The 26,158-nt window shown below is 71.3% G+C and carries 24 protein-coding genes and 1 pseudogene; 14 read left to right on the top strand and 11 right to left on the bottom strand.

From position 1 onward, the window contains the following. Nucleotides 1–44: 44 nt before the first annotated feature. Nucleotides 45–641 (bottom strand): LysE/ArgO family amino acid transporter, encoded by a 597-nt coding sequence (locus ACIBBA_RS19425; RefSeq protein WP_396698961.1) that lies wholly within the window; start codon nt 639–641, stop codon nt 45–47. A gap of 68 nt (nt 642–709) precedes the next feature. On the opposite strand from ACIBBA_RS19425, the gene ACIBBA_RS19420 reads away from it, so the two are divergent. Next, nucleotides 710–1,606, top strand: coding sequence for a LysR family transcriptional regulator ArgP (locus ACIBBA_RS19420; protein WP_396698959.1), 897 nt, complete (start codon nt 710–712; stop codon nt 1,604–1,606). A 34-nt stretch (nt 1,607–1,640) separates the two neighbouring features. Here ACIBBA_RS19420 and ACIBBA_RS19415 read toward each other — a convergent pair whose 3' ends face one another. Then, nucleotides 1,641–3,392 (bottom strand): acetyl/propionyl/methylcrotonyl-CoA carboxylase subunit alpha, encoded by a 1,752-nt coding sequence (locus ACIBBA_RS19415; protein ID WP_396698957.1) that lies wholly within the window; start codon nt 3,390–3,392, stop codon nt 1,641–1,643. Nucleotides 3,393–3,540: 148 nt separating this feature from the next. Here ACIBBA_RS19415 and ACIBBA_RS19410 point away from each other — a divergent pair, with 148 nt between their 5' ends. From ACIBBA_RS19410 to ACIBBA_RS19395, 4 genes are all read left to right on the top strand, one after another. Beyond that, complete coding sequence (locus ACIBBA_RS19410; protein WP_396699164.1) at nt 3,541–4,161, top strand: PadR family transcriptional regulator; 621 nt, start codon at nt 3,541–3,543, stop codon at nt 4,159–4,161. A 116-nt stretch (nt 4,162–4,277) separates the two neighbouring features. Next, nucleotides 4,278–5,237 carry an ATP-binding cassette domain-containing protein gene (locus ACIBBA_RS19405; protein ID WP_396698955.1) on the top strand — a complete coding sequence of 320 codons (960 nt, stop codon included), beginning with the start codon at nt 4,278–4,280 and terminating at the stop codon, nt 5,235–5,237. 15 nt (nt 5,238–5,252) lie between these two features. Beyond that, a complete protein-coding gene (locus ACIBBA_RS19400; protein WP_350867357.1) occupies nt 5,253–6,008 on the top strand; it encodes an ABC transporter permease in 756 nt (251 codons plus the stop codon). A 61-nt stretch (nt 6,009–6,069) separates the two neighbouring features. After that, nucleotides 6,070–7,323, top strand: a complete 1,254-nt coding sequence (locus ACIBBA_RS19395) for an MFS transporter (protein ID WP_396698953.1) — start codon at nt 6,070–6,072, stop codon at nt 7,321–7,323. Between the two features lie 171 nt (nt 7,324–7,494). On the opposite strand, the gene ACIBBA_RS19390 is transcribed toward ACIBBA_RS19395, so the two are convergent. The 5 genes from ACIBBA_RS19390 to ACIBBA_RS19370 form a co-directional block, all read right to left on the bottom strand. Next, nucleotides 7,495–8,148, bottom strand: coding sequence for an O-methyltransferase (locus ACIBBA_RS19390; protein WP_396698952.1), 654 nt, complete (start codon nt 8,146–8,148; stop codon nt 7,495–7,497). 9 nt (nt 8,149–8,157) lie between these two features. After that, nucleotides 8,158–8,814, bottom strand: coding sequence for a Maf family protein (locus ACIBBA_RS19385; RefSeq protein WP_396698950.1), 657 nt, complete (start codon nt 8,812–8,814; stop codon nt 8,158–8,160). A gap of 99 nt (nt 8,815–8,913) precedes the next feature. Beyond that, entirely contained in the window at nt 8,914–10,056 is a 1,143-nt protein-coding gene (gene mycP, locus ACIBBA_RS19380; protein WP_396699162.1) for a type VII secretion-associated serine protease mycosin, read from the bottom strand. A gap of 1,396 nt (nt 10,057–11,452) precedes the next feature. Continuing rightward, nucleotides 11,453–11,908, bottom strand: a complete 456-nt coding sequence (locus ACIBBA_RS19375; RefSeq protein WP_396698948.1) for a hypothetical protein — start codon at nt 11,906–11,908, stop codon at nt 11,453–11,455. 87 nt (nt 11,909–11,995) lie between these two features. Then, nucleotides 11,996–12,208, bottom strand: a complete 213-nt coding sequence (locus ACIBBA_RS19370) for an acyl-CoA carboxylase epsilon subunit (protein ID WP_396698946.1) — start codon at nt 12,206–12,208, stop codon at nt 11,996–11,998. A 91-nt stretch (nt 12,209–12,299) separates the two neighbouring features. Between ACIBBA_RS19370 and ACIBBA_RS19365 the strand changes: the two genes are divergently transcribed. Together ACIBBA_RS19365 and ACIBBA_RS19360 are read left to right on the top strand one after the other, a co-directional pair. Next, nucleotides 12,300–14,312 (top strand): protein kinase, encoded by a 2,013-nt coding sequence (locus tag ACIBBA_RS19365; protein ID WP_396698944.1) that lies wholly within the window; start codon nt 12,300–12,302, stop codon nt 14,310–14,312. 35 nt (nt 14,313–14,347) lie between these two features. Further along, entirely contained in the window at nt 14,348–14,644 is a 297-nt protein-coding gene (locus tag ACIBBA_RS19360; RefSeq protein ID WP_396698942.1) for a hypothetical protein, read from the top strand. Between the two features lie 110 nt (nt 14,645–14,754). Here the strand turns inward: ACIBBA_RS19360 and ACIBBA_RS19355 are convergent, their stop codons facing one another. Next, a complete protein-coding gene (locus tag ACIBBA_RS19355; RefSeq protein ID WP_396698940.1) occupies nt 14,755–15,510 on the bottom strand; it encodes a GH25 family lysozyme in 756 nt (251 codons plus the stop codon). A gap of 211 nt (nt 15,511–15,721) precedes the next feature. Here ACIBBA_RS19355 and ACIBBA_RS19350 point away from each other — a divergent pair, with 211 nt between their 5' ends. From ACIBBA_RS19350 to ACIBBA_RS19335, 4 genes are all read left to right on the top strand, one after another. Then, on the top strand, nt 15,722–16,465 hold the full coding sequence (locus ACIBBA_RS19350; RefSeq protein WP_396698938.1) for a M50 family metallopeptidase: 744 nt from the start codon (nt 15,722–15,724) through the stop codon (nt 16,463–16,465). 110 nt (nt 16,466–16,575) lie between these two features. Continuing rightward, a complete protein-coding gene (locus ACIBBA_RS19345; protein ID WP_396698936.1) occupies nt 16,576–17,559 on the top strand; it encodes a ketopantoate reductase family protein in 984 nt (327 codons plus the stop codon). Nucleotides 17,560–17,621: 62 nt separating this feature from the next. Beyond that, entirely contained in the window at nt 17,622–18,122 is a 501-nt protein-coding gene (locus tag ACIBBA_RS19340) for a SigE family RNA polymerase sigma factor (protein WP_357048516.1), read from the top strand. After that, nucleotides 18,115–18,978, top strand: a complete 864-nt coding sequence (locus tag ACIBBA_RS19335; protein WP_396698934.1) for a hypothetical protein — start codon at nt 18,115–18,117, stop codon at nt 18,976–18,978. Before ACIBBA_RS19340 ends, ACIBBA_RS19335 begins: the two co-directional genes overlap by 8 nt. A gap of 126 nt (nt 18,979–19,104) precedes the next feature. Here ACIBBA_RS19335 and ACIBBA_RS19330 read toward each other — a convergent pair whose 3' ends face one another. Continuing rightward, entirely contained in the window at nt 19,105–20,688 is a 1,584-nt protein-coding gene (locus ACIBBA_RS19330; protein WP_350867338.1) for an acyl-CoA carboxylase subunit beta, read from the bottom strand. A 104-nt stretch (nt 20,689–20,792) separates the two neighbouring features. Between ACIBBA_RS19330 and ACIBBA_RS19325 the strand changes: the two genes are divergently transcribed. Both ACIBBA_RS19325 and ACIBBA_RS19320 read left to right on the top strand, forming a co-directional pair. Beyond that, nucleotides 20,793–21,668, top strand: a complete 876-nt coding sequence (locus ACIBBA_RS19325) for a biotin--[acetyl-CoA-carboxylase] ligase (RefSeq protein ID WP_350867336.1) — start codon at nt 20,793–20,795, stop codon at nt 21,666–21,668. A 149-nt stretch (nt 21,669–21,817) separates the two neighbouring features. Then, nucleotides 21,818–22,390, top strand: coding sequence for a PH domain-containing protein (locus ACIBBA_RS19320; protein WP_350867334.1), 573 nt, complete (start codon nt 21,818–21,820; stop codon nt 22,388–22,390). 130 nt (nt 22,391–22,520) lie between these two features. Here ACIBBA_RS19320 and ACIBBA_RS19315 read toward each other — a convergent pair whose 3' ends face one another. Further along, nucleotides 22,521–23,234 carry a GtrA family protein gene (locus ACIBBA_RS19315; protein ID WP_396698931.1) on the bottom strand — a complete coding sequence of 238 codons (714 nt, stop codon included), beginning with the start codon at nt 23,232–23,234 and terminating at the stop codon, nt 22,521–22,523. A 63-nt stretch (nt 23,235–23,297) separates the two neighbouring features. Then, nucleotides 23,298–24,148: pseudogene (locus tag ACIBBA_RS19310) on the bottom strand (GtrA family protein). A 139-nt stretch (nt 24,149–24,287) separates the two neighbouring features. On the opposite strand from ACIBBA_RS19310, the gene ACIBBA_RS19305 reads away from it, so the two are divergent. After that, nucleotides 24,288–26,132: a phosphoenolpyruvate carboxykinase (GTP) gene (locus ACIBBA_RS19305; RefSeq protein WP_396698929.1), complete on the top strand. Its 1,845-nt coding sequence runs from the start codon at nt 24,288–24,290 to the stop codon at nt 26,130–26,132. Nucleotides 26,133–26,158: the final 26 nt, after the last annotated feature.

The raw sequence follows: 26,158 nt of genomic DNA, 5'->3' as shown, positions 1-26,158 counted from the left end.
TCCTGCCGCCGCTGGTCATGGAAAACACCTTCGCCGCCGGTTGATCAACCGACCAGCAGCGTCACGGCCAACCCGGCCATCAGCACCGCTATCGCACCGTCCAGCCACCGCCAGGCGGCGGTGCGCGCCAGCAGCGGCCCGAGGCGGTGCGCGCCGGCGCCGAGCGCGGTGAACCAGCCGACGCTGGCCAGGGCCGCCCCGACGCCGAAGGCCCACCGGTCCGGGTGCTGCTGCGCGAGGCCGCCGAGCAGCAGCACCGTGTCCAGGTAGACGTGCGGGTTCAGGTAGGTGAAGGCGAGGCAGGCGAGGATCGTCGCCCGCAGCGTCGCCGGCGGCCGGTCGGTCGGCACCAGCGCCCCGGGGCGCAGGGCCCGGCGGGCGGCGAGCGCCGCGTAGCCCAGCAGGAAGGCGGCGCCGGCCCAGCGGATCGTGGTCACCAGCGCCGGCCGGTCGGCGACCAGGGTGCCGACCCCGGCGATGCCGGCGGTGATCAGCGCCGCGTCGGAGACGGCGCAGGTGAGCACGACCGGGAGTACGTGCTCGCGGCGCAGCCCCTGGCGCAGGACGAAGGCGTTCTGTGCCCCGATGGCGACGATCAGGGCGAGGGAGACGGAGAAGCCGGCGACGGCGGAGCTGAGCACGCCCCGACGGTAGGTGCACCGATGGCATGAGTCGAACTAAAGATTCTGAACCTGGTTAAGCTGAGCTGATGGACGGCCTCGACTCCACCCAGCTGCGGACGCTCGCCGCAGTGGTCGCGGAGGGCAGCTTCGAGGCGGCGGCCCGGCTGCTGCACATCACACCCTCGGCGGTGAGCCAGCGCGTCAAGGCGCTGGAGGAGACGGTCGGGCAGGTGCTCGTCCGGCGGGCCCGTCCCTGCGTGGCCACCGCAGCCGGTGCGCCGCTGCTACGCCTCGCCGGGCAGCTCGTGCTGCTCGAACGGGAGGCGCTGGCGGACGCCCGCGGCCCGCTGACCGGCGGGGGCGCCCGGACCCGGCTGGCGGTGGTGGTGAACGCCGACTCGCTCGGCACCTGGTTCCCGGCCGCCCTGGCCCGGGTGCCGGAGCGGCTCGGGCTCTGTTTCGACATTCGCCAGGACGACCAGGACCACACCGCCGAGTTGCTCCGCGACGGCGCGGTGACGGCGGCGGTGACCGCCCAGCGCGAGGCGGTCCAGGGCTGCCGGGTGCTCCGGCTCGGCGCGATGCGTTACCGCGCGCTGGCCGCGCCGCCGCTGGCCGCCGCGCACTTTCCCGACGGGCTCACCGCGGCCGCCCTGGCCGCCGCGCCGGTGGTCGTCTTCGACCGCAAGGACCGGGCGCAGCACCGCTTCGTGCGGGCGGTCACCGGCCGGGCGCTCGACCCGCCGGTGCACTACGTCCCGTCGGTGCCGGCGTTCAGCGCCGCGATCCGGCTCGGGTTGGGTTGGGGCCTGGTCCCCGAGCAGATCGCCGACGACGACCTGGCGGCCGGGCACTGCGTCGACATCGCCCCCGGCCGGCAGGTGGACGTCCCGCTCTACTGGCAGCACTGGCGGCTGGAGTCGGAGGTGCTGACCGCCGTCACCGCCGCTGTCCGCGAGGTGGCCGCCGAGACCCTGCGCTGACCGGGCCGCCTCGCCCGACGACTGACCGTGCCGGTCAGGAGATGGTGCAGATCGCCGCGCCCGCGCTGATCACCGCGCCGACCTCCGCGGTCAGCCCGCTGATCGTGCCGCCCTTGTGGGCGTGCAGCGGCTGCTCCATCTTCATCGCCTCCAGCACCACGACCAGGTCGCCCTCGGCGACGGTGTCCCCGTCCGCCACCGCGATCTTGACGATGGTGCCCTGCATCGGCGAGGCGAGCGCGTCACCGCTGACCGTGGCGCCGGCCTTGGCGCCACCGCCCCGGCGGGCCGGCTTCCGGGCGGCCGACGCGGCGCTGGCCGTACCCGCGCCGAGGCCGGCGGGGAGGGTGACCTCCAGCCGCTTGCCACCCACCTCGACCACGACGGTCTCCCGCTCGGTCGGCTCGGCGGCGGTGCCGGCGGCGGCGGTGAACGGCGGGACGGTGTTGTCGAACTCGGTCTCGATCCACCGGGTGTGCACGGTGAACGGCTCGGCGGTGAACGCCGGATCCCGGACCACCAGGCGGTGGAACGGCAGCGCGGTGGCCATCCCGTCGACGACCATCTCGTCCAGTGCCCGGCGGGCCCGCTCCAGTGCCTCCGTCCGGGTCTCCCCGGTGATGATCACCTTGGCCAGCAGCGAGTCGAAGTTTCCGCCGATCACGTCGCCGGCCGAGATGCCGGTGTCGACCCGGACTCCCGGGCCGGTCGGCAGCCGCAGCGCGGTGACCGTGCCGGGCGCGGGCAGGAAGTTGCGGCCCGGGTCCTCGCCGTTGATCCGGAACTCGATGGAGTGCCCGCGGGGGATCGGGTCCTCGGTGATCCGCAGCTTCTCGCCGTCGGCGATGCGGAACTGCTCCCGGACCAGGTCGATGCCGGCGGTCTCCTCGGTCACCGGGTGCTCGACCTGGAGCCGGGTGTTCACCTCGAGGAAGGAGATGGTGCCGTCCGCGCCGACCAGGTACTCCACCGTGCCCGCGCCGTGGTAGCCGGCCTCGCGGCAGATCGCCTTGGCGCTGTGGTGGATCTGGGCCCGCTGGGCGTCGGTGAGGAACGGCGCCGGCGCCTCCTCGACTAGCTTCTGGTGCCGCCGCTGGAGCGAGCAGTCCCGGGTGCCGACCACGATGACGTTGCCGTGCTGGTCGGCGAGGACCTGGGCCTCGACGTGGCGGGGCTGGTCGAGGTAGCGCTCGACGAAGCACTCGCCGCGACCGAACGCGGCGACCGCCTCCCGGGTGGCCGACTCGAAGAGCTGGGGGATCTCCTCCATGGTGCGGGCCACCTTGAGCCCGCGCCCGCCGCCACCGAAGGCCGCCTTGATGGCGACCGGCAGGCCGTGGTCGACGGCGAACGCCATCACCTCGTCCGGGCTGCCCACCGGGTCGGGGGTGCCGGGCACCAGCGGGGCGCCGGCGCGCTGGGCGATGTGCCGGGCGGTGACCTTGTCGCCGAGGTCGCGGATCGCCTGCGGGGTGGGGCCGATCCAGGTCAGCCCGGCGTCGATGACGGCCTGGGCGAAGTCGGCGTTCTCGGAGAGGAAGCCGTAGCCGGGGTGCACCGCGTCGGCGTCGGCCTTCGCGGCCACGTCGAGCAGCTTGTCGATGCGCAGGTACGTGTCGGCCGCGGTGTCCCCGCCCAGGGCGTAGGCCTCGTCGGCGAGCGTGGCGTGCAGGGCCTCACGGTCCGAGTCCGCGTAGACCGCGACACTGCCGAGACCGGCGTCGCGGCAGGCGCGGATGACGCGGACGGCGATCTCGCCGCGGTTGGCGATGAGTACCTTGCGCACCGTGGAGGCTCCTCCCAGGAGGTCGTTGACCGGGAGTGTATCGGCCACCCTGCGGGCCCTAACGATCGCTCAGTGTGGGATGCCGCACTGTCACCACCGGGCCTTAGTCAAACTTGGTTATTACGCTTGCCCGGTGTCTGCCACTCGGATGATGATTCTCGGTCTGGTCAAGTGGATGCAGCCGGTGCACGGCTACGACGTGCGGCGCGAACTGCTCAGCTGGAACGCCGACAAATGGGCGAACGTGCAGCCCGGCTCGATCTACCACGCCCTGCGCAAGCTGACCGAGGAGGGACTGCTGCGGGCGGTCGCCACCGAACAGATCGGCGGCCGGCCGGCCCGTACCACGTACGAGGTCACGCCCAAGGGCGACGACGAGTTCGAGACGCTGCTGCGCGGTCTGTGGTGGAAGGTGCACGAGGTCCCGGACCCGTTCACGGCGGCCTTCTCCTTCCTGCCGGCGATGCCGCGCGAGGAGGCGGCCGCCGCCCTGCGCAACCGGGCCACCCAGCTCGGCGCGGGGGTCGAGTGGATGCGGGCCTCGCTGGAGTCGGACTGGATCCGCGACACCAAGCCGGTGCACGTGGCGTGGATGTTCGAGCTCTGGTCGGCCCGGGCGGAGGCGGAGATCGCGTGGTGCGAGCGGATCGCCGAGCGGATCGAATCCGGAGTGTCGTACCTGCCTGCTGGGCTGGACCGGGCGCAGGGTTGGTCGGGCTGGGAGGAGCGGCTGCCGGACCGAGGACCGACGCGGAATAATCAACGTTGACCACAGAAGCTATATCGCGTTAGCCTGCTCCCGGCACAACGGGGGGAGTGCGCCGTGCGGCGTCCCCAGGGCAGGCGGCGGCCGGCACGGCCCGGCCCGGACGACCAGGAGCAGACATGATCGAGACCAGAGGGTTGCGGAAATCGTTCCGCTCCCGGGCGGGTCGGGAGACGAAGACCGTCGACGCCGTACGGGGGGTGAACCTGGAGGTCGCCGAGGGGGAGATCTTCGGCTTCCTCGGCCCCAACGGCGCCGGCAAGACCACCACGCTGCGGATGCTCGCCACCCTCATCGAACCCGACGGCGGCGAGGCGACCATCGCCGGCGCCGACCTGCGCAAGGCCCCCGGTGAGGTGCGCCGCCGGATCGGCTATGTCGCCCAGGGCGGCAGCACCTGGGACGAGTCCACCGCCCGCGAGGAGCTCGTCCTCCAGGCCCGGCTCTACGGCCTCAGCAAGGCCGAGGCGAGCCGCCGCGCCGTCCGCGCCCTGGAGGCCTTCCAGCTCACCGAGTACGCCGACCGCAAGTGCAAGACCTACTCCGGTGGGCAGCGCCGGCGGGTGGAGATCGCGCTCGGCATCATCCACGAGCCGAAGATCGTCTTCCTGGACGAGCCGACCACCGGCCTCGACCCGCAGAGCCGCGCCCACATGTGGGACGAGATCCGCCGGCTGCGCACCGACGGGATGACGGTCTTCATCACCACCCACTACCTCGACGAGGCTGACGCGCTCTGCGACCGGATCGCGATCATGGATAACGGCGAGGTCGTCGCCGAGGGCACCCCGGTCGAGCTCAAGCGCGAGATCTCCGGCGACGTGGTGCTGGTCGGGCTGGAGGCCGCCGCGACCCCCCAGGCCGCGCAGGCGCTCGACGGCGAGGCGTACGTCAACAAGCTGGAGACCGCCGACGAGGGCGGCCTGCGGCTCTACGTCGACGAGGGCGCCACGGCGATCCCGCAGATCCTCCGCCGGCTGGACCAGGCCGGCCTTGCGCTCGCCTCGATCGAGCTGCACCGGCCCAGCCTGGACGACGTCTTCCTCACCAAGACCGGCCGCTCGCTGCGCGAGTCCTGAGAATCGGAGACCTTGATGAAACTCGCCCGCGACACCTGGCTCATCTTCGAGCGCCAGTTCCAACTGCTGCTGCGCAACCCGGTCTGGGTCTTCGTCGGCGTCTTCCAGCCGGTGATGTACCTGCTGCTCTTCGCCCCCCTGCTCAAGCCGGCGCTGAACGCGCCGACCCAGGCCGAGGCCTACAAGATCTTCGTACCCGGCCTGCTGGTGCTGCTGGCCATCTTCGGCGGCCTGTTCCAGGGCTTCGGCCTGATCGCCGAGCTGCGCGCCGGGGTCATCGAGCGGTCCCGGGTCACCCCGGTCAGCCGGCTCGCCCTGCTGCTCGGCCGCTCGCTGCGGGACGTCGTCTCGCTGCTGGTGCAGGCGGTCATCATCACGCTGCTCGCGCTCCTCTTCGACCTGCGGGTGGTGCTCGGCGACCTGCTGCTGGCCTACCTGATGCTCGCGCTGATCGCGCTGATGACCTCGGCCGTCTCCTACGGCGTCGCGCTGAAGGTCAAGAGCGAGGACGCCCTGGCACCGCTGATGAACACCGTCGCCCAGCCGGTGCTGCTGCTCTCCGGCATCCTGCTGCCGCTCACCTTCGCGCCGGGCTGGCTGCAGGGCATCGCCGACTGGAACCCGTTCTCCTGGGCGGTCGACGGCACCCGCGCGCTCTTCGCAGGAGACCTGGCCAACGACAAGGTCTGGCAAGGGCTGACCATCACCGCGGTCCTCGCTGTCGCCGGCGTCTACTGGGCGGCCCGCCAGTTCGCCCGCAGCGTCCGCTGATCGGGAGAGCTGCCTCTCAGTCGGGGCGGGGCATCGGGCCGGCGCTTGTAGCGTAAGGTCCGTGCCCCGCCTCACCCGTGACCAGATCACCTGGCTGGCCTACGCCCAACTGGGCCTGTGGGGCTTCTTCCTCTACGGCTTCGGCCCGGTCGTCCCGCTGCTCCGCGACGAACAGGGCACCAGCGCCGCCGTCGCCGGGCTGCACAGCACCGCCATCGCGGTCGGCTCGCTGATCGGCGGCGCGCTCTTCGCCCCGCTGGCCGCGCGGATCGGTCGGGGCCCCGCGATCTGGACCGGCCTGGCCGGCGTGGCCGTCGGCGTGGCCGCGTTCGGCACCCTCCGCGCGCTGCCCGCCACCCTCGCCGCCGTCGCCGTGATCGCCACCTTCGGCATGGCGGTGATCAGCGGCGTCAACGTGGTGCTCGTCGCCCGGCACGGCCGTGCCGCGCCCGCCGCTCTCGCTGAGGCGAACGCCGCCTGCGCCGGCATGGGCATCCTCGCCCCGCTGGTGATCGGCGCCTGCGTCGACGCCGGGCTCGGCTGGCGGCCGGCGATGGCCGTCGAGGTCGGGCTGATCGCGCTGGTCGGGCTCGTCGCGCTGGCGTCACGGGTACGCCAGCCGAAGCCCTCCTCTGCCCTCGTCGGCGCCGGTCCTGCTGTGGCCGGGCCGGAAGCGGCGGTGGCGGAGCGGGCCGAGCCGGCCGATGTGGGGCGGCGACTGCCTCGGCCGTACTGGATCGCCTGGACGCTGATGTCGGTGACCGGCTCGATCGAGGTCTGCCTGTCGCTCTGGACCGCGGACGTGCTCCGCTCGCACGCCGGCATGAGCGCCGGCAGCGCGAGCGCCGCCATCGCCGCGATCGTCTGCGGAATGTTCCTCGGCCGGTTGGCCGGCGGCCGGATCGCGCTGCGGCTGCCGCCGGTACCGCTGCTGCTCGGGGCGCTGGGGATGTCGCTGGCCGGCTTCGCCGTCTTCTGGTCCGCGTCGATCGGCTGGCTGGCGGTGGCCGGGCTGGTCGTGCTCGGCCTGGGCAACGCGCTGCACTATCCGCTGGCCATCTCGATCGCGCTCGCCGTGGCCGGGCCGGCCGCCGACCGGGCGGCGGGCTGGTCGGCGTACTCGATGGGGATCGGTTTTGGAATCGCCCCGGTGCTGCTCGGCCGGGTGGCCGACGGGATCGGCCCGCACCTGGCGTTCCTGCTGCTCCCGGCGTTCATCGCGGCCGCCGCGCTGCTCGCCGTCCGCCTCGGCCGCTCGCTGCGGGCCGCCCACCCGACCGCGGAGCGCGAGCCGGCGACGGTGTTCACGGGCTGACCGGGCGGACGACGCCTGATCAACACAAGGTCGGCGATACTGCGGTGTCCGATCCGCCTGGACACCGCAATATCGCCGAAATCGAGTGGATCAAGACGTGCGGGCGGCGCTGGTCGCTCGTCGGCGGCCTGGCGGCCGTCGCGGCGGTGCCGGTCCGGGCGTCGGAGCCGGTCAGTGCACCCGGGCGAGGGTGAGGCCGTCGGCGATCGGCAACATGACCGCGTCGACCCGCACGTCGGCCAGCACCTCGTCGTTGAATGCGGCGATCGCCCGGTCGCTGACGTTCTGCGGAGCGAGCACCCGTCCGCCGCGCAGCACGTTGTCCACGGCGATGACACCACCGGGCCGCATCCGGGGCACCAACTCCGCCCAGTAGATCGGGTAACCCGTCTTGTCCGCGTCGATGAACGCGAAGTCGAGGTGGCGCTCGTGCGGCAGTTCACGCAGGGTGTCCCCGGCCGGGCCGATGCGCAGCTCGATCCGGTCGGTCACCCCGGCCCGAGCCCAGTAACGGCGGGCGATGCCGGTGTACTCCTCGGAGATGTCGAAGCAGGTCAGCTGGCCGCCGTCGGGCAGCCCCCGGGCGATCGCCAGCGCGGAGAGCCCGGTGAACGTGCCCACCTCGACCGCCTGCCGGGCCCCCAACAGCCGGGTGAGGAAGGTCAGGAACGCGGCCTGCTCCGGCGCGACCTGCATCGTCGCCTCGTCCGGCAGCGCGGCGCGGGTCTCCTCGGCAAGGTCGCGCATGATCTCGTCCGGCGGAGATCCGTGCCCGACCAGGTACGCGTGCAGGTCGTCGGTGAGCGGGATCGACTTCGTGGTCATGGCTGGACGCTAGCCGAGCGGCTCGACCGATTGCCCGCCCGGCGCGACCTTCGTCCAGAGATCCGTGATCCGAAGGTCCAACTCGGCGAGGAGTCGGCGCAGCAGCGGAAGCGACAGCCCGACGACGGTGCTCTGGTCGCCCTCGATCCGCTCGACGAACGGGCCGCCCAACCCGTCGATGGTGAACGCGCCGGCCACCGCCAGCGGCTCACCGGTGGCAACGTAGGTCGCGATCTCGTGGTCGCTGATGTCGGCGAAGTGGACGGTGGTCGAGGCGACGGCCTCGGCCCGCCGCCCCGCCGTGACGTCGATCAGGCAGTGTCCGCTGTGCAGGACCCCGCTGCGTCCCCGCATCCGCAGCCAACGCTGGGTCGCGTCCGCCGCGTCGGCCGGCTTGCCGAGGATCTCGCCGTCGAAGGCGAGCACCGAGTCGCAGCCGATCACCAGCGTCCGCTGGTCGGTGGCCGGCCGCAGCCGGGTGAGCACCGCCTGCGCCTTCAGCCGGGCCAACTCAAGGCAGAGCTCCTCGGCCCGGTCGGTGACCACCAGAGACTCATCGACGCCGCTGACCAGCACATCCGGCTCGATGCCGGCGGCTTGGAGAATCTTGCGGCGGGCGGGACTCGCCGAGGCGAGCACGAGGCGGAGCGGCAGCTGATCAGGCACCTGACCGACGTTACCGGCTGATCCACCGCCGTGCGCGACGCCGCCTCTCGACACGTCGTCGGCTCAGCGTCGTTGCGGGTGATGTCATCCCAGCGCGGGTCAGTGACTGATCCGCGGGGGTGGATCGTCGCCGCGCCGACGCCGTCGGGCCAGGACGGCCCAGGTCGTACCCGCGGCCACGATCACCCCGAGCGTGACCAACCCCCGGACCGTGGCAACCGAACTGTCCTCGTCGGAGGGCGCCGCCGCCCCCGTCGTACTCGGGTCGCCACCGGCGGGAGCACTCGCCGTCGCAGACTCAAAACCGAGCGGCGGTACGTCGGCGGTCAGCGCCGCCACGATGTCGATGACACCGTATCCGTACTCGTCGTCCCGCCCGGGCGGCCCCTTGTCGACCGCCGTGGCAGTAAGTCGGTGCGCGACTTCACGGGCCGGCAGGTAGGGATACTTCGACCGGATCAACGCCGCCGCCCCCGCCACAATCGCCGTAGCCCCTGAGGTGCCGGTGCCCTTCGAATACTTCCCGTCGTAACTGGTGCTGTAGATATCTACTGCTGGCGCGACCAGATCGATCCGCGGGCCGGCCACCGATACGGAGGCGTGTTGCCCAGACCGATCGACCCCACCGACCGCGATAACGCCATTTTCGGCGGCAGGGTATCTGACGTCGGTGTCTTCGGGTCGGTTGCCTGCCGCAGCAACAACAACGACGTCGGCCGCACGAGCAGCATCAAGTGCTTGTTGGAGGCGCACGCTAGCACCCGCAACGGCAGAGATGCTGATTACATCTGCTCCATTAGCAAGTGCAAATTCGATACTAGAAGCCAAAGAGTCGGGGCTGCCCTCCCCGTCGGGCGGACTGTCGAAGATTGGCAAAATCTTAGCTTTTGGCGCTATACCAAGAGCGCCGAGCCCGCCAACACGGCCATGTGCAGCAATCAACCCAGCCATGGATGTGCCGTGGCTGTCACGGTCTTCTCGGCCGTCGCCGCTGCCGCCCGCAATGATGTCTATCCCAGGAAGCAAGTTGTTGCGTAGGTCAGGGTGGGGATCTACTCCGGTATCTGGAACCGCGACTGTTACGCCTTCGCCTTGGCTGAATCTATGCGCGTCAGTGACTCTAAGATAGCTCAGGTGCCACTGATCTTTGCGAATTCGCCCTGCACCATCAGGGCCCGGCGCGCCAGACGCCGACTCGCTACTTAGGGGACTTAAGGGAAGAAGAATTGAACTGGTGAGAATCGAGGTGGCGGCGATCCGGGCGAGACATTGCCTCACCTGTTGAAGCCGATGGCTGGGCCCGGGTCGATCGGGCCATCCTCCTCCGGTGCTCGGACGACCGGCGCCACTCCTTGGTCAGTCTCCCAAGGATGATCGGGATCCCAAGGGCGGCTGGCAGCGTCTCGCTCACGTGGACCTGGCCGCCCAGGCGTGGCGCCTAGGCCGCCAGCGCTAGGGGCGCCACCAATCGGCATTACGCCGTGTGTCGAACCGAAGCTGCGGCCGCCGCCCGGGCGCGAGCCAGCTCCGCCGGATGGTGCCGTGCCAGCGCCACCGCCAATCACGCCGCCAATCGGATTGACCCGACGCGGCGGGTTGGCGTTAGCACCCGGCTGGCCGAGCCCAATCCTCGAGGGGCCCCCAATCAGGCCTCCGGGAGGCATCGGCCGTGGTTGCGTAGGCGGAGTGGAGTGGGGCGAACTTGGCATCCCGGAGGGCGAACGGCCGACTGGACCAGGTCGTCCCCGGGAAGGTGCGGGGGTTCCGGTGCCGGTGGGCGTCCCGGGAAGCAGCGTCCCGGGCACCCCTGGTCCGGGCGAGATGCCTGGCGGCACGGCCGGTGTCGAACCAGGGCTTGTTGGTGCTGGCAGGACTCCGGTCCCAGCTCCACCAAGTATCGGTCCGACGACGGGGGCGTTCGGTTGGGCCACGGGGCGAGCCGCCTGAGACGGGCGTTTCGCGGAGGTGGTCCCCATCGAGGTCAATGGCACCGGCACGATCGGTGGAATTGCTGGCGCTCCGCCGCCCGTTCCGTAGACGTCGGGATCGTCGGGTTGCCTCGGAAGCTTCGGTGAAGGAGGTGGTTGGCGGAGTGCTACTTGGGCGTGTTGGAGTTCGCTGCTGAGGCCGTACATGATGCCGCGCGCCTGGACGTTGAGGGTTTCCAGGTCGGCGTCGGTCACGGGTTGGTCGGGCACTCGGCTGCCCATGGCGGCCTTCGGGTCGGCGGCGGTCGCCTCGTACGCCTGCTTCTGCTGGAGCTTGGCCGCGTACACCTCGTGGATCTTCTGAAGAGCGGTGCGGGTGCCGCTGATGGCCTGGGTCGCGGCGGCCAGCGCGGTGTAGTTGGTGGCGGCGGCGTCGTGGGTGCGCTGGACCTTGTCGATCAGCTCGTCCAGCTCGGCGAGGTAGGCGCGGGAGGCCGCGTTCGTTGCGGGAGGCCAGGCCTCGGCGAGGCCGCGGCGGTATTCCTGGAGCCGGCTCAGGTGGGTCTGCGCCAGGTCACAGACCTTGCGCCAGCCGGCCACCTGCTTCCAGTGGTTGGTGGTGTCGTGGTCCTGCAGGCAGGCCCACATGCTGTTCACGTCCATCAGGTGCCAGTCGGTGAGACCGGAGGTGCGGCCGCTGCCCCGTTCGATCACGGCAGCACCACCGAGCCGTCGTCGGGCGCGGTCGGGTCGCGCAGGACCACCGACGGGGTGGCGGGCACCACCACGCCGGGGGTGGTGAGGGCGTGTTCGACGTCGACCACGCGGGCCGCGGAGAAGGCGTCGGTGCCGGCGTAGTGGTCGGCGACGGTGCCCGCAGCGGCGGCCAGGTGGCCGGTGGCGCCCTGGACGCCCCAGACCATGTCGACGGCCGCCTGCTGGGTCTCGTGATGGGCGCGCAGGAAGTTGACCAGCTCGATGAAGGCGTCGCACGGATTGGGCAGCGGGGCCTTCATGTCGTCGGCGATGTAGGACAGGTGCGGCGCGTAGTTGCGCTCCACCTCGGCCGTGAGCCGGTCGGCGAACTCGCGCAGCTGGCGAATGTCGGCCTCGATGCCGCCGTAGCCGCTCAGCCAGGCCGCTGGGCGGCCCTCCTCAGGGATCATCGATCCTCCCCCACCGTCACGGCACCGTTTCCCTGAGTGAGGTTAACCGCTAGGGGCGACCCTGGCAGCCCCGGACCGCCAATGAGATCAGCGGGGCAGGCCGGAGGCGCGCCAGGCGCCAGCGCCGGCAGCGGGCGCCGCGCCTGTCGGTCGTCCGCTGCGCGCCCAGGCGGACGCGGCCACCGGCGCCGCCGCGGCGGCCGGCCGGGTACGCGCCACGATCGCTCCCACCAGTGCGGCCAGTTCCTCGGCGGTGGGCACGCCGCGAACGACCCGGAACAGCGGCTCTTCGGCAGACATGCGGCCAGGGTACGCGTCCAGAACTTGACCTTCGCCGCACAGTGGCGTGCCGGCGGTGTGAGTGTCACGCCCGCCGGGTACCGTCTCAGCGATGTCGAACGCGCTTCCCCAACTCGTCGCTGACCGTTACCGGCTTATTTCGCCGCTCGGTCAGGGCGGCATGGGTCGGGTGTGGAAGGCGCGCGACGAGGTGCTGCACCGGGACGTGGCGATCAAGGAATTGGTCCCGCCGCCCGGCCTCACCGACGACGAGCGCCGTGAGATGCGGGAACGCTCGCTGCGTGAGGCTCGGGCAATCGCCCGGCTCAACAACGTCAACGTCGTCCGCATCTTCGACGTGCTGCGTACCGACGGCGATCCGTGGATCGTCATGGAGTACGTCGCGTCGAAGTCGTTGCAGGACACTCTCGCCGAGTCCGGCCCGGTCACGCCGGCCCGCGCGATCGACATCGGCCTCGGGGTGCTCGGCGCGCTGAAGGCCGCGCACAAGGCCGGGGTCATGCACCGGGACGTCAAGCCGGGCAACGTGCTGCTCGGCGACGACGGCCGGGTGGTGCTGACCGACTTCGGTCTCGCCACCATCCCGGGCGACCCGAACGTGACCCGCACCGGCATGGTGCTCGGCTCACCCGCCTACATCGCGCCGGAGCGGGCCCGCGACGGCACCGCCGGGCCGGAGGCCGACCTCTGGTCGCTGGGCGCCACGCTCTACGCCGCGGTCGAGGGCAAGTCGCCGTACGCGCGGCCGTCGGCGATCGGCACTCTCGCGGCGCTCGCCACCGAGCCGATGCCGCCGCCGAAGAACGCCGGACCGCTGAAGCCGGTGCTGCAGGGTCTGCTGCGCAAGGACCCGACCGAGCGGATCACCGCCGAGGTGGCGGAACGGTTGCTGCGTCGGGCTGACGGCAAGCGTTCGCGGGGCATCTCGCTGCTCGACGGCGTACGCCGACCGGGGCCCAACGGTCCGCGCCTGCCTCGCCCGGCCGTGGTGCCGGCCCCGCGCCCGGCCGAGCGGGTCGACCCGCCGGCCGCTCCGCCGGCGCCTCGCACACCCCCGGCGGCGGCTGCCACGGCCGCTGCGGCCGGTGCGGACGACGTCACGACGAAGGTCCCGGCCAGCGCCGACGCCGCGCCGACCGCGAAGGTGGACCGGCCGACTGCCGACGCCGACCCGACCAGCAAGCTCGAGGCATCCACGTCACCGGCCTCGGCGCCCACCTCCCCAGCCCCGACCGACACGCGATCCGACGCGACCGCGACCGACGAGCCCGGCGACGAGCCGACGGCGGTGGCCGAGCAGATCCCGGCCGACCCGGTGGATCCGGCCGCGGCGGCCAACCCGACCTCGGTGCTGCCGGTCAGCCCGTCGGCCCCGCCGGCTGGGCGGGCGCCGATCCCGCTGCCCACCGGGGCGCCGGCCGACAAGAAGCGACGCAATCTGCTGATCGGCGTGCTGGTCGCCGTGCTGCTGCTCGGCCTCGCGATTGTCGTGCCGCTGCTGTCCAACGGTGACGACCCCGAGGGCGGTGACACGCCACAGGCCAACAGCAGCAGCGCGAACTCGCCGTCGGCGGCACCGCAGACCTCCGCGCCGCCCACTCCAGGGCCGACCAGCGCGGCACCGAGTGCGACCCCGTCGGCGAGCCCATCCGCTGGCGGGCTGCCGGCCGGCTGGCGTCTGCACAAGGACCCGGCGGGCTTCACGCTGCCGCTGCCCGATGGTTGGGTTCGCCGCAGCGGCGGCCAGAACACCATCATCTTCGACCAGTCGAACGGGGTTGGCGAGCTGCTCGTGCAGTGGACCAGCACCCCCAAGGCGGACGCGTTCAAGGACTGGCAGCAACTCGAGCCAGGCCGGAAGAACCTCGTCAACAACTACCAGTACCTGAACATCAAGCACTGCGACTTCTGGAAGACCTGCGCGGACTGGGAGTGGCTGGAGACCCGCGACGGCACCCGGATCCACGTTCGTAACCGCGGTTTCGTGACCGCCAGCAACCGCGGCTATGCGCTCCGGTGGGAGGTGGCCGCGAAGGACTGGGAGGCCAACCTCCCGAACTTCGACCGGATCGCGAACGGCTTCGTGCCCGACCGGCGGGACTGATCCGCGGGATTCGCATCCGCACGAAACTGATTCGCATGGCCTTCCGTCGTTCGGGGTACCTGATCCTCGACGACGGAAGGAGGTACGACATGGGTTACCGACGGAGGGACACCCGGCCCCGGTTGGCACTGTGGATGCTCGTCGCTCTCGGCGACGCGATCCTGGTCCTGGCCAGCATCGGGATCCCGGTGCTCATCGCGCTGTTCAGCGTCGTGGCCGTCACCGTCGCCGGGGTGGGTGCCCGGCTGCTGATGCGGCGCGGGGCCCTGGTCCGTGAGGAGGCAGTCCCCGCCCGGGTCGCGGTGTCGATGGGAAGCCGGCGCCGGGCCTGACCGACCGGCGTCGAGGCTGAGCCGCAGAGGTGGCGTGGCGGCAGCCGGACCAGTTGTCAACCGTACGGTGACAGCCGATCCCGCTGCCGCCAACTGCCGTGCCAGGCGGATCAGGCGGTGTTGTTCGCGAGCGCGATCAGCCGGGTGCGGTCACCGTTCCAGTAGTTGCGGTCGACGTTGCCGCTGATCCCGGAGACGGTCCCGGTGCTGGTGTACTGCCAGAAGCTCCAGACCGGCGCGCCGGCCGGCAGGGTGCCGGGCGCGCTGGCCCAGCGGGCGACCCAGAGCGGGTGGTTGGCCCACGGCCCGGTCCAGCTGCCGGTGCACTGGTTCCAGAAGCTGGTCGTGGTGTAGATGACCGCGTAGCGGCCGGTGCGTGAGCGGTAGGTGTTGAGGAAGTCCTGCACCCAGTTGCGCATGCCGGTGGTGCTGAGGCCGTAGCAGTAGCCGCCGCTGTACGGGTTGGCCTCGAGGTCCAGCGCCGCGGGCAGGGTACGGCTGTCCGCGGACCAGGCGCCGCCGTTGGAGGCCAGGTAGCTCGCCTGGACCGCGCCGGAGGAGATGTTGGGCCGGGCGAAGTGGTACGCCCCGCGGATCACCCCCGCGTTGTACGCGTTGACGTAGTTGGCGTTGAAGTTCGGGTCCTTGTAGCTCGTACCCTCGGTGGCCTTGATGAAGGCGAACTGGATGCCGGCGTTGCGCACGCTCGTCCAGTTGATGCTGCCCTGGTAGCGCGAGACGTCGATGCCGGGCGTGGTGGCGGCGGCGGCCGGGCCGGCGGTGGCGACGAGCCCCGCGGCCGCGGTGGCGAGGACGGTGAGGCCGGCCGCGAGCAGCCGACGCAGCGGAGATCTGGTGGGGGTCATGGGTCCCTCCAAGTAGCCATCGATTGATGCCCATCTTTGGAGATAATCGCCCATGAACACAAGAGGGGTTAAAGAAACTTTCATGGACGGCGGCATGGCGGGCTCCGCCATCGACGCCTTGTGCCGGTCGCCGCACAGCCCGTGACCGGCGTGAGCGCCCCGTCGGGTGGGGGCCTGGCGACGAACGTGTGGGCCGGTAGGCTCGCGCCCCATGGTGTCGTTCGACGGGCTGACCAACCTCTGGGACCGGCTGATCAGCGCGCAGCCCGACCCGCCGCCGCTGCTGGTGCTGCTCACCGCGCTCATCGCGCTGCTGGTGGTCTCGACCCGCCTGCCCTGGCGGGTCGCCCGTAACGCGATCACCATCGCCCACGAGGGCGGTCACGCCCTCATCGCCCTGCTCACCGGCCGGAAACTGCGCGGCATCCGGCTGCATTCGGACACCTCGGGGCTGACCCTCTCCGCCGGCCGTCCGAGTGGGCCGGGCATGATCCTCACCCTGCTCGCCGGGTACATCGCCCCGCCGCTGGTCGGGTTGGCCGGCGCGTGGCTGCTCGGCGGCAACCGGATCACGCTGCTGCTCTGGGTGGCCGTGGTGCTGCTGCTCGCCATGCTGGTCATGATCCGCAACGCCTTCGGCGTGGTCTCGCTGCTGGTCACCGGCGGCGTGGTGCTCGCCGTGTCCTGGTACGCCTCGCCGCAGGTGCAGGCGGCGTTCGCGTACACCGGGGTGTGGTTCCTGCTGCTCGGCGGCGTGCGGCCGGTGGTGGAGCTGCAGCGGTTGCGCGCCCGGGGCCGGATGCCCGCCTCCGACGCCGACCAGCTCGCCGGGCTCACCCCGTTCCCGCCGTTCTTCTGGGTCACCCTCTTCGCCCTGGTCAACCTGGTCGTGCTGGTGGCCGGGGCCCTGCTCCTGACCGGCCCCATCCTCACCGACGCCGGCCTCACCCTGTAACGGATCGCGTCGATCATGCAGTTGTGGTGCCTCACGTAAGCCGCGCAACGGGATAAGCCGGGCACCACAAGTCCATGATCGACGGTGTGGGCACGAGGCAGAATGGGCGGATGCGGTATGTGATCATCGGCGCTGGAGCGGTTGGCGGGACTATTGGGGTGCGGCTGGCGGAGGCGGGACACGAGGTCACGCTGGTGGCCCGGGGCGCGCATCTGGCGGCGATCCGGGAGCGGGGGCTGACCCTGCGCCAACCGGAGCAGGAGCTGACCGCGCGGCTGCCCGCGGTCGACGCCCCGGACGGGCGGCCGTTGCCCGCCGACACCGTGCTGGTGCTCACCGTCAAGTCGCAGGACACCGCGACGGCGCTGGCCACCTGGGTGGACGCCCCGGTGGTCGGCGGCGGCACGGCCGGCGAACGCCTGCCGTTGCTCACCGCGCAGAACGGGGTGGTGAACGAGTCCACCGCGCTGCGGCTCTTCGCCCAGGTGCACGGGGTGTGCGTCTGGCTGCCCGCCACCCACCTGGAGCCGGGGGTGGTGGTGGCCAACGGCCATCCGCACCCGGGGATGCTGCACCTCGGCCGCTACCCGTCCGGATCGGACGACACCGACCGCGCGGTCGCCGCCGAGCTGACCGCCGCCGGCTTCGTCGCGCCGGTCCGGCCGGACGTGATGCGTTGGAAGTACGGCAAGCTGCTCGGCAACCTGGGCAACGGACTCCAGGCGCTCCTCGGTCGGGACATCCCCGAGGAGCTGGCCGGCCGGGTGCGGGCCGAGGGCGAGGCGGTGCTCGCCGCGGCCGGGATCGCGCACACCAGCCAGGACGAGGAGACCGCCCAGCGGGGCGACCTCGTGCAGCACCGGCCGGTCGGCGGCGAGCAACGGGCCGGTGGCTCCACCTGGCAGAGTCTGGCCCGGGGCGTCGGCTCGGTCGAGACCGACCACCTCAACGGCGAGGTCGTGCTCCTCGGCCGGCTGCACGGCGTACCGACGCCGGCCAACGCCGCGGTGCAGCAGGCGGTACGCCGCGCGGCGCGGGAGCGGATCCCGGCCGGCGAGTTCCCCCGGGTGGAGCTGGCGAAATTGCTCGGCTGAGCAGGCAACCGCCGGTACCGGCCGACGCGTGTCCACTGCGACCGCCACGGGGAGGTAGCCAGGTGCCGGACGTCGAGGGATTCGACGAGTTCTACCGAGGTAGCCGACAACGGCTGCTCGGCTTCGTCTACGTGCTCACCGGAGATCTCGCCGAGGCGCAGGACGCGGTCCAGGAGGCGTACATCCGGGCCTGGCAGCGCTGGTCCACGGTGAGCGGCTACGACGACCCGGAGGCGTGGACCCGAGTGGTCGCCGCCCGGATCGCGGTGAGCCGTTGGCGCAGCCTGCGCAGCCGGGCCCGGGCCTACCTGCGGCACGGCAGCGTCGAGACCACCCCGGGCCCGGGCACCGAGACGGTCGAGGTGGTCGCCGCGTTACGCCGGCTCCCCGAGGAGCAACGCACCGCGATCGCGCTCTACTACCTGCTCGGCATGCCGGTCGCCGAGGTTGCCCGGGAGACCGACGCCCCGGTGGGCACCGTCAAGGCCCGCCTCTCCCGGGGGCGTACCGCGCTCGCCGGGCTGCTCGCCGTCTCTGACCTTGAGGAGGCCGCTGATGCGTGACGACCTGACGTTCGTCGAGAAGGTGCAGCGGGACCTGCGTGACGTGCGCTGGCCCGGCCCGGAGGAGATCCGGGCCCAGGCCGGCCGCCGCAGCCGTCACAAGGCGATGGCCGCGGCGACCGCGGTGCTGGCGCTCGCCGCAGCCTCCGCCATCGCGGTCGTCGCACCGGGTCGATCCTCGACACCCCCGACCGCGTCGGTCGATCCGAGCGTGCCCGTCCGTGCGGAGATCACGACGGAGGCTCTGCTCCGGCCGGCCGATCTCGGGCTGGCGTCGGCGGACACCCAGCTCACCGGGTCGGGGCTGGCGGAGCCGATCCGGATCGACGACATGCTCGGCGCCTGCCGGACGAGCCAGGGGCTGGCGCAGACCTGGCCGTCCCGTTGGTCGCGATCGCAGACCCTCCTGACCGAGCGGCCGGACGGCGTCGACCTCGCGCCCGGGGACGTGCTGGCGATGCAGGACGTCTACCGGCTCACACCGGAGGACGCCACGGCGTTTCTCGCCGACCTCGACCAGATCATCGCCCCCTGCGTGCAGTGGCGCAGCGTCGGACCGTACGAGTCGAAGGGGCGGGCCGGCACGGCGGAGGCGGTACACCAGTGGCGGATCGTCCAACGAGACTTCGCGGGGGACGATGCCGCCATGGTGGAGCACGTCGTGTCCGGGGCCCGCGACGTGAAGACCGGCCAGACGTTCGGCGACGTGCCCCAGCCGACCTACAAGGCGATCATCCGGGTCGGTGACCTCGTCGCGGTGCTCGGCCTCGGGCGATCCGGCACCGAGTCCGAGCTGCTCCAGCTCGCCACCGTGGCGGCGGGAAGGATGTGTCAGGCCGCGAACCCGGGCTGCTGAGCCCGCCGTTGATCCGCGCAACTTCAGGGAAAGTGTCGCCTCCGGGCCGCGGGAGGCCGCAATTTCCCTGAAGTTGCGCGGGTCTTGCCGTCAGCGGCGAGGTTGACCGTCGACGGCGGCGTCAGCTCACAGGGGAATGTTGCCGTGCTTCTTGGGGGGCAGAGTCTCCCGCTTCGTGCGCAGCACGCGTAGCGCCCGGACGATCTGGGTGCGGGTCTCGTGCGGCGGGATGACCGAGTCGACATACCCGCGCTCGGCGGCCACGTACGGGTTGGCCAGGGTGTCCTCGTACTCGGCGATCTTCTCGGCCCGCAGCGCGGCCGGGTCGTCCGCGCCCGCCAGCTCCGAGCGGTAGAGGATGTTGACCGCCCCCTGCGCGCCCATCACCGCGATCTGCGCGGTCGGCCAGGCGAAGTTCAGGTCCGCGCCAAGGTGCTTGGAGCCCATCACGTCGTACGCCCCGCCGTACGCCTTGCGGGTGATCACGGTGACCTTCGGAACGGTGGCCTCGGCGTACGCGTAGATGAGCTTGGCGCCCCGGCGGATGATGCCGTCCCACTCCTGCCCGGTGCCGGGCAGGAAGCCGGGGACGTCCACGAACGTCAGCACCGGGATGTTGAACGCGTCGCAGGTACGGACGAACCGGGCGGCCTTCTCGGAGGCGGCGATGTCGAGCGTGCCGGCGAAGTGCATCGGCTGGTTCGCCACCACGCCGACCGGCCGCCCCTCGACCCGGCCGTAGCCGACCACGATGTTCTGCGCGTAGAGCGGCTGGACCTCCAGGAACTCCCCGTCGTCCAGCACGTGCTCGATCACCCGGTGGATGTCGTACGGCTGGTTGGCCGAGTCCGGGATCAGCGTGTCCAGCTCCCGGTCCTCGTCGGTGATCTCCAGGTCGGCATCGGCGGGGTAGACCACCGGCTCGTCGAGGTTGTTCGACGGCAGGTACGACAGCAGCGCCTTGACGTATTCGATCGCGTCGTCCTCGTCGCTGGCGAGGTAGTGCGCGTTGCCGCTGCGCGAGTTGTGGGTGCGGGCGCCACCCAGCTCCTCCATCGCCACGTCCTCGCCGGTGACCGTCTTGATGACGTCCGGGCCGGTGATAAACATGTGCGAGGTCTGGTCGACCATCACGGTGAAGTCGGTGACCGCGGGGGAGTAGACCGCCCCGCCGGCGCACGGCCCCATCACCAGCGAGATCTGCGGGATGACCCCGGAGGCGCGGACGTTGCGGAAGAAGATCTCGCCGTAGAGGCCGAGGCTGGCCACGCCCTCCTGGATCCGGGCGCCGCCGGAGTCGTTGATGCCGACCACCGGGCAGCCGATCTTCATGGCCAGGTCCATCACCTTGACGATCTTCTCGCCGAAGACCTCGCCGAGGGAGCCGCCGAAGACCGTGAAGTCCTGGGCGAAGACGCAGACCTGCCGGCCGTCGACGGTGCCGTAGCCGGTCACCACGCCGTCACCGTACGGGCGGGTCTTCTCGAGGCCGAAGGTGGTGGACCGGTGCCGGGCCAGCTCGTCGAGCTCGACGAAGGAGCCCTCGTCGAGCAGCAGCTCGATCCGCTCCCGCGCGGTCTTCTTGCCCCGGGCGTGCTGCTTCTCGACCGCGCGCGCCGACCCGGCGTGCACCGCCTCGTCGACCCGGCGCTCCAGGTCCGCCAGCTTGCCCGCGGTGCTGTGGATGTTGATCCCGGTCTCGGTAGTCACCCAGGGAATATAACGATGGTTCAGGTCGGCGCCGTTGTGCAGTTCGCCTCAGCTCTGCGCCGAGGGGCCGCAGGTGGGCGCGGGGTGCGCCGTAGGCTGGCGGAATGCCGGGCTCGCCGTACACCGATCTGGACCGCCCGCCGCTCTCGGCGGCGCGGCTGCGGCGGGCGCTGGTCGCCCCCTACGGCCCCTGGGCCCGACTGGAGCTGAGGGCCGAGACCGGCTCCACCAACGCCGACGTGGCCGAGGCGGCCCGGGCCGGCGAGCCGGAGGGGCTGGTGGTGGTCGCCGAGCGGCAGACCGCCGGCCGTGGCCGGCGCGGCCGGGTCTGGCAGTCGCCGCCGCGCGCGGGCATCGCGACCAGCGTGCTGCTCCGCCCCGGCGAGGCCGTCGCCGAGCGTGGCTGGTCGCCGGCGCCACCCACCGGGTACGGCTGGTTGCCGCTGCTCGCCGGGGTCGCGCTGGTCGAGGCGGTGACCCGGCTGGCCGAGCTGGACGCGGTGCTGAAGTGGCCGAACGACCTGCTCATCGACGGCGCGAAGTGCGCCGGTGTGCTCCTCGAGGCGGTGCCCGGTGGGTCGCCGGCCGCGCCGCCGGCCATCGTGCTCGGCATCGGGCTCAATGTGACCCTCCGCGCCGACGAGCTGCCGGAGAACCCGACCGGGCTGCCGGCCACCTCGCTGCGACTGGCCGGGGCCACGGCCACCGACCGCGACCCGCTGCTGCGGGCGCTGCTGCGCTCGGTCGCCGACTGGTACGACCGCTGGCGCACCGCCGGTGGGGACGCGACGGCAAGCGGCCTGCGGGAGGCCTACCTCGCCGCCTGCGCCACGGTCGGCCGCCCGGTACGTGTGCTGCTGCCCGGGGGGCAGGAGCTGACCGGCACGGCCACCGGGGTGGACCCGGACGGCCAGCTGGTGGTCGACACCGCCGACGGCGAGCGTCATCTCGCTGCCGGGGACGTGTTGCACCTGCGCTGAGCACGGGCTCGGGGCACGGGGTGCGGCCGTGCGCCGGTGAGCGGAGCGCGCAAGATCACGTAGCCGGGCCGGTGCCGGCCGCGCGGCTGATGGCCCGTCGCGCCGTGACCGGTTACGGTCAGCGCGTCCGTTCCTGCGAGGAGGTTTCCGTGGCGTTCCCCGAAGACGTGCTCACCGAGGACGAGCACGTCGTGCTGCACCTGCATCCGCACTGGAAGGCGCTGATCCGGCCGGTCGCGGTGCTGGTGCTCGCCGTCGCCGCGGTGGTGGTCGGCGTGCTCCTGCTACCCGCGGGCGGCGGTGGCTCGATCGCGCTCGCCGTGATCGGCGTCATCGCCCTGGTGGCGGTGCTCTGGCTCGCGCTCTGGCCGTTCCTGGTCTGGCGCACCACGCACTATCTGTTCACGAATGAGCGGGTGCTGCTCCAGCAGGGCGTGTTCTCCCGGGATCGGCGGGACATCCCGCTCACCCGGATCAACGACCACGCGATGAACCAGCGTTTCGTCGAGCGGCTGCTCGGCTGCGGGACGCTGACCATCGAGTCGGCCGGCGAGCGCGGGCAGTCCGTGCTCACCGACGTGCCCCGGGTGGGTCAGGTGCAGACCAAGCTCTACGAGCTGGTCGAGGCCCACCACGACAAGCACTCCCTGGGCGACGGCGAGATGCGGGAGATCCTCGCCGACATGCGCGAGGGCAAGCCGCTGCGCGACCCCACCGCCTGATCCCCGCGCCTCCGCCGCGCTGATCATGAAGTGTCCGTTCGGACACGCCGTGCCCGGTGGCGACAACGTCATGTCCGACACAGCAGCCCCCGGCCGAACCGGCCGGGGGCTTTCGGATGGGTCGGGTTGGTCAGCGACGGGGCGAGCGGCGGGTGGCGGCGGCCTGGAGTTCGGCGGCCAGCTCCGCGTCCAGATCCGCGCTGGCCAGGCGGGCGTCCATGACGCCCGGGCGCCCCTGGGTGGGCGCGCCGGCTTGGCCGACTCCCGTCGCCGCTCCCGGTTGGCCGGCCGGCGGCTCGGACTCCTCGAGCTCGGAGACCGACTCGGCCAGCTCGGCGACCGGATCCATCTCGGCCATGGTGTCCCACTCGTCGCGTGGGATGCGGTGCCAGCTCTCCTCCTCCGGCTCGGGAGCCGGTTGGAAGACGAACGTCCGGTAGGACCAGAACCGGAACAGGGTGGCCAGCAGGACACCGCCGGTCTTCGCCACGTTCAGCGCCAGCAGGCTGTTCACGCCGAGGCCGTACTTGGCCGCGGCGAGTACGCCCAGCTCGATGAAGAGGCCGGTCGCGTTGAAGAGGAAGAACAGGACGTACTCGCGCCGTAGCGCCGATTTGGGCCGGTCCCGGTACGTCCAGTGACGGTTCATCAGATACGACGTGATCGTCGCCACCACGGTGGCGATCACGGTCGCCTTCAGCTGACCGTCGACGAAAACTGTCAGTGCCAGGGCATTGAACACCGCGTAATTGATGACGGTGTTGATGCCGCCGACGATGCCGAATTTGAGCGCCTCGTGGATGAACTTCTGCCAGCGCTCAGGCAGCAGACGGACAAGACGCATGCGGAACACCTTAGGGCAGTCGGTTTAGCCGGCAGGCTCCGGCCGGACGGGATGGGCGGCAGGTCACGCCCCGTGGTCTCGGTCGTGCTTCACTTCCGGAACGGCTGGGGTTCCCGCTTCCACGAAGACGAACCGTCGGTAGGACCAGAATCGGAACAGCGTCCCGAGCCCGGTGCCGACGATGAAGCTGGCGATGTTGTCGGCCAGCGGGGTCTGGAAGACCTCCGGCCAGACGCTGCCCAGCCCGTAGCGGCTGATGGCGAGGCAGGCCACCGCGATGCCGAGCCCGACGGCGTTGAAGAAGAAGAACAGCGCGTACTCGCGCGCCGGGTTGTTGCGCTGGCGGTGCCGCCAGGTCCAGAACCGGTTGCCCAGGAAGGCGATCGTCGCGGCGATCACGGTGGAGATCGTCTTCGCGGTCACCTGCTCCATGCCCTGCATGGTGGTCAGGTAGTTGAAGAGCGCGAAGTCGAGCAGGAAGGCGACCCCGCCCACGGTGGCGAACTTGCTCAGCTCGTGGATGAGGTGACCGAACCGGTTCAGCAGGGCGCCGATCAGACCCGTGCGGGTCTGCGGAGAGCCCGGTTGCTCTCCGGTCATCGTCGCGGCCACCCGCCGAGCCTACCGGCTGCTGACACGTCGCACGGGTAGCAACGGCGAGCAGGGGCGGCCGGCAGGGGCGGGCCGCGCGGCGTCCGCGGTGGACATGAACAGAGCGTAACCGCAGGGACTGCGGATCCGGACCGGATTCGGCGATCCGGGAGGCATCGACGCCAGCCGTGCGGGTACTCGATGTGTGCCGCGCGATCCAGGCGCGGCGGAAGGTCCACCGCAAGATTTGCGTGAAACTGCGCGGAAAAACGGGTATCAGCTCGCGATGTCGCAGCGTGGCCGTACCTTGTGCAGTTCTTCACAACCAGTCCCACTGACTCGGGAGGCTGCCCGGTTTACGCTGAGCGCAATCCCAGGTTTCCACGATGGCGACGCGGTTCCCGCCCGCCAAGACTCGTGCATCCCATAGATCGGTCAGCGTCGACCACAAGGAGATGTGTCATGGTTGCTCCGGCTGTTGTTCGGGGTATCGATCAGGCCCCGACGTCCCATCCCAAACTTCTTGCCTGGGTCCGTGAGGTCGCGGAACTGACCACCCCCGAGCGGGTGGTCTGGGTGGACGGGTCCGACGAGGAGTGGCGCCGCCTCACCGATGAGCTGGTGGAGGCCGGCACCCTGATCCGCCTCAACCCGGAGAAGAAGCCGAACTCGTTCTACGCGCGCACCGACCCGTCGGACGTCGCCCGGGTCGAGGAACGCACCTACATCTGCTCCGTCGACGAGGCGGACGCCGGCCCCACCAACAACTGGATGGCGCCGGCCGAGATGAAGCGCACGATGACGGACCTCTACCGCGGCTCGATGCGGGGCCGGACGATGTACGTCATCCCGTTCGTGATGGGCCCGGTCGAGGCCGAGAGCCCCATGTTCGGCGTGGAGATCACGGACAGCCCCTACGTGGTCGCCTCGATGCGGATCATGACCCGGATGGGCGCGTCGATCCTCGAGGCGATGGGGACCGACGCGGACTTCGTGCACGCGCTGCACTCGATCGGCGCGCCGCTCGCCCCCGGCCAGCAGGACGTGGCCTGGCCGTGCAACGAGACCAAGTACATCTCGCACTTCCCGGAGACCCGGGAGATCTGGTCGTACGGGTCCGGTTACGGCGGCAACTCGCTGCTCGGCAAGAAGTGCTACTCGCTGCGGATCGCCAGCGTGATGGGGCGCGACGAGGGCTGGCTCGCCGAGCACATGCTGATCCTCAAGATCACCTCGCCGGAGGGCAAGGTCTACCACATCGCGGGCGCGTTCCCGTCCGCCTGCGGCAAGACCAACCTGGCGATGGTGGAGCCGACCATCCCGGGCTGGAAGGTCGAGACCATCGGCGACGACATCGCCTGGATGCGGTTCGGTGAGGACGGACGCCTCTACGCGGTCAACCCGGAGTACGGCCTCTTTGGCGTGGCACCGGGCACCGACTGGAAGACCAACGCCAACGCGATGCGCACCCTCGACCGGGGCAACTCCATCTTCACCAACGTGGGTCTCACCGACGACGGTGACGTCTGGTGGGAGGGCATGGGCGAGCCGCCCGCGCACCTGATCGACTGGAAGGGCAACGACTGGACGCCGGAGAGCGACAGCCTCTCCTCGCACGCGAACAGCCGGTTCTGCACCCCGATCACCCAGTGCCCGATCCTGGCCGAGGACTACTACGACCCGAACGGCGTGCCGATCGACGCGATCCTCTTCGGCGGCCGTCGCCGGGACACCATCCCGCTGGTGACCGAGGCCCGCGACTGGGTGCACGGTGTCTACATGGGTGCGACGCTCTCCTCGGAGACCACCGCCGCCGCGTCCGGCGCGGTCGGCGTGGTGCGCCGGGACCCGATGGCGATGCTGCCGTTCATCGGCTACAACGCCGGCGACTACTTCCGGCACTGGATCGAGATGGGCAAGGGCGCCGACGGCGACGAGGCCAAGCTGCCGAAGATCTACTACGTCAACTGGTTCCGTAAGGACCCGGAGGGCAACTTCCTCTGGCCCGGCTTCGGCGAGAACTCCCGCGTGCTCAAGTGGGTCGTCGAGCGGATCGAGGGCCGGGCCGACGCGGTGGAGACCCCGGTCGGCATGGTGCCGGCGCCCGACGCGCTGGACGTCGACGGTCTGGACATGACCCCGGAGGACGTCCGGATCGCGCTGAAGGTCGACCCGGACGAGTGGCGCAACGAGCTGCCGCTGGTCACCGAGTGGTTCGAGAAGTTCGGCGACAAGCTGCCCGGAGTCCTCTGGGCGGAGTTGGACGCGCTGCGCGCGCGGCTCGACGCGGAGCAGCCGCAGCGGTAGGTGTACCGCTTGCCCGCGCGGGGCAT

Origin of the sequence: Micromonospora sp. NPDC051006 (assembly GCF_044456245.1) — a bacterium.
Taxonomy (GTDB): domain Bacteria; phylum Actinomycetota; class Actinomycetes; order Mycobacteriales; family Micromonosporaceae; genus Micromonospora.
Note: the sequence above shows the minus strand (reverse complement) of the source record. Positions and strands in the feature narration are given on the sequence as shown.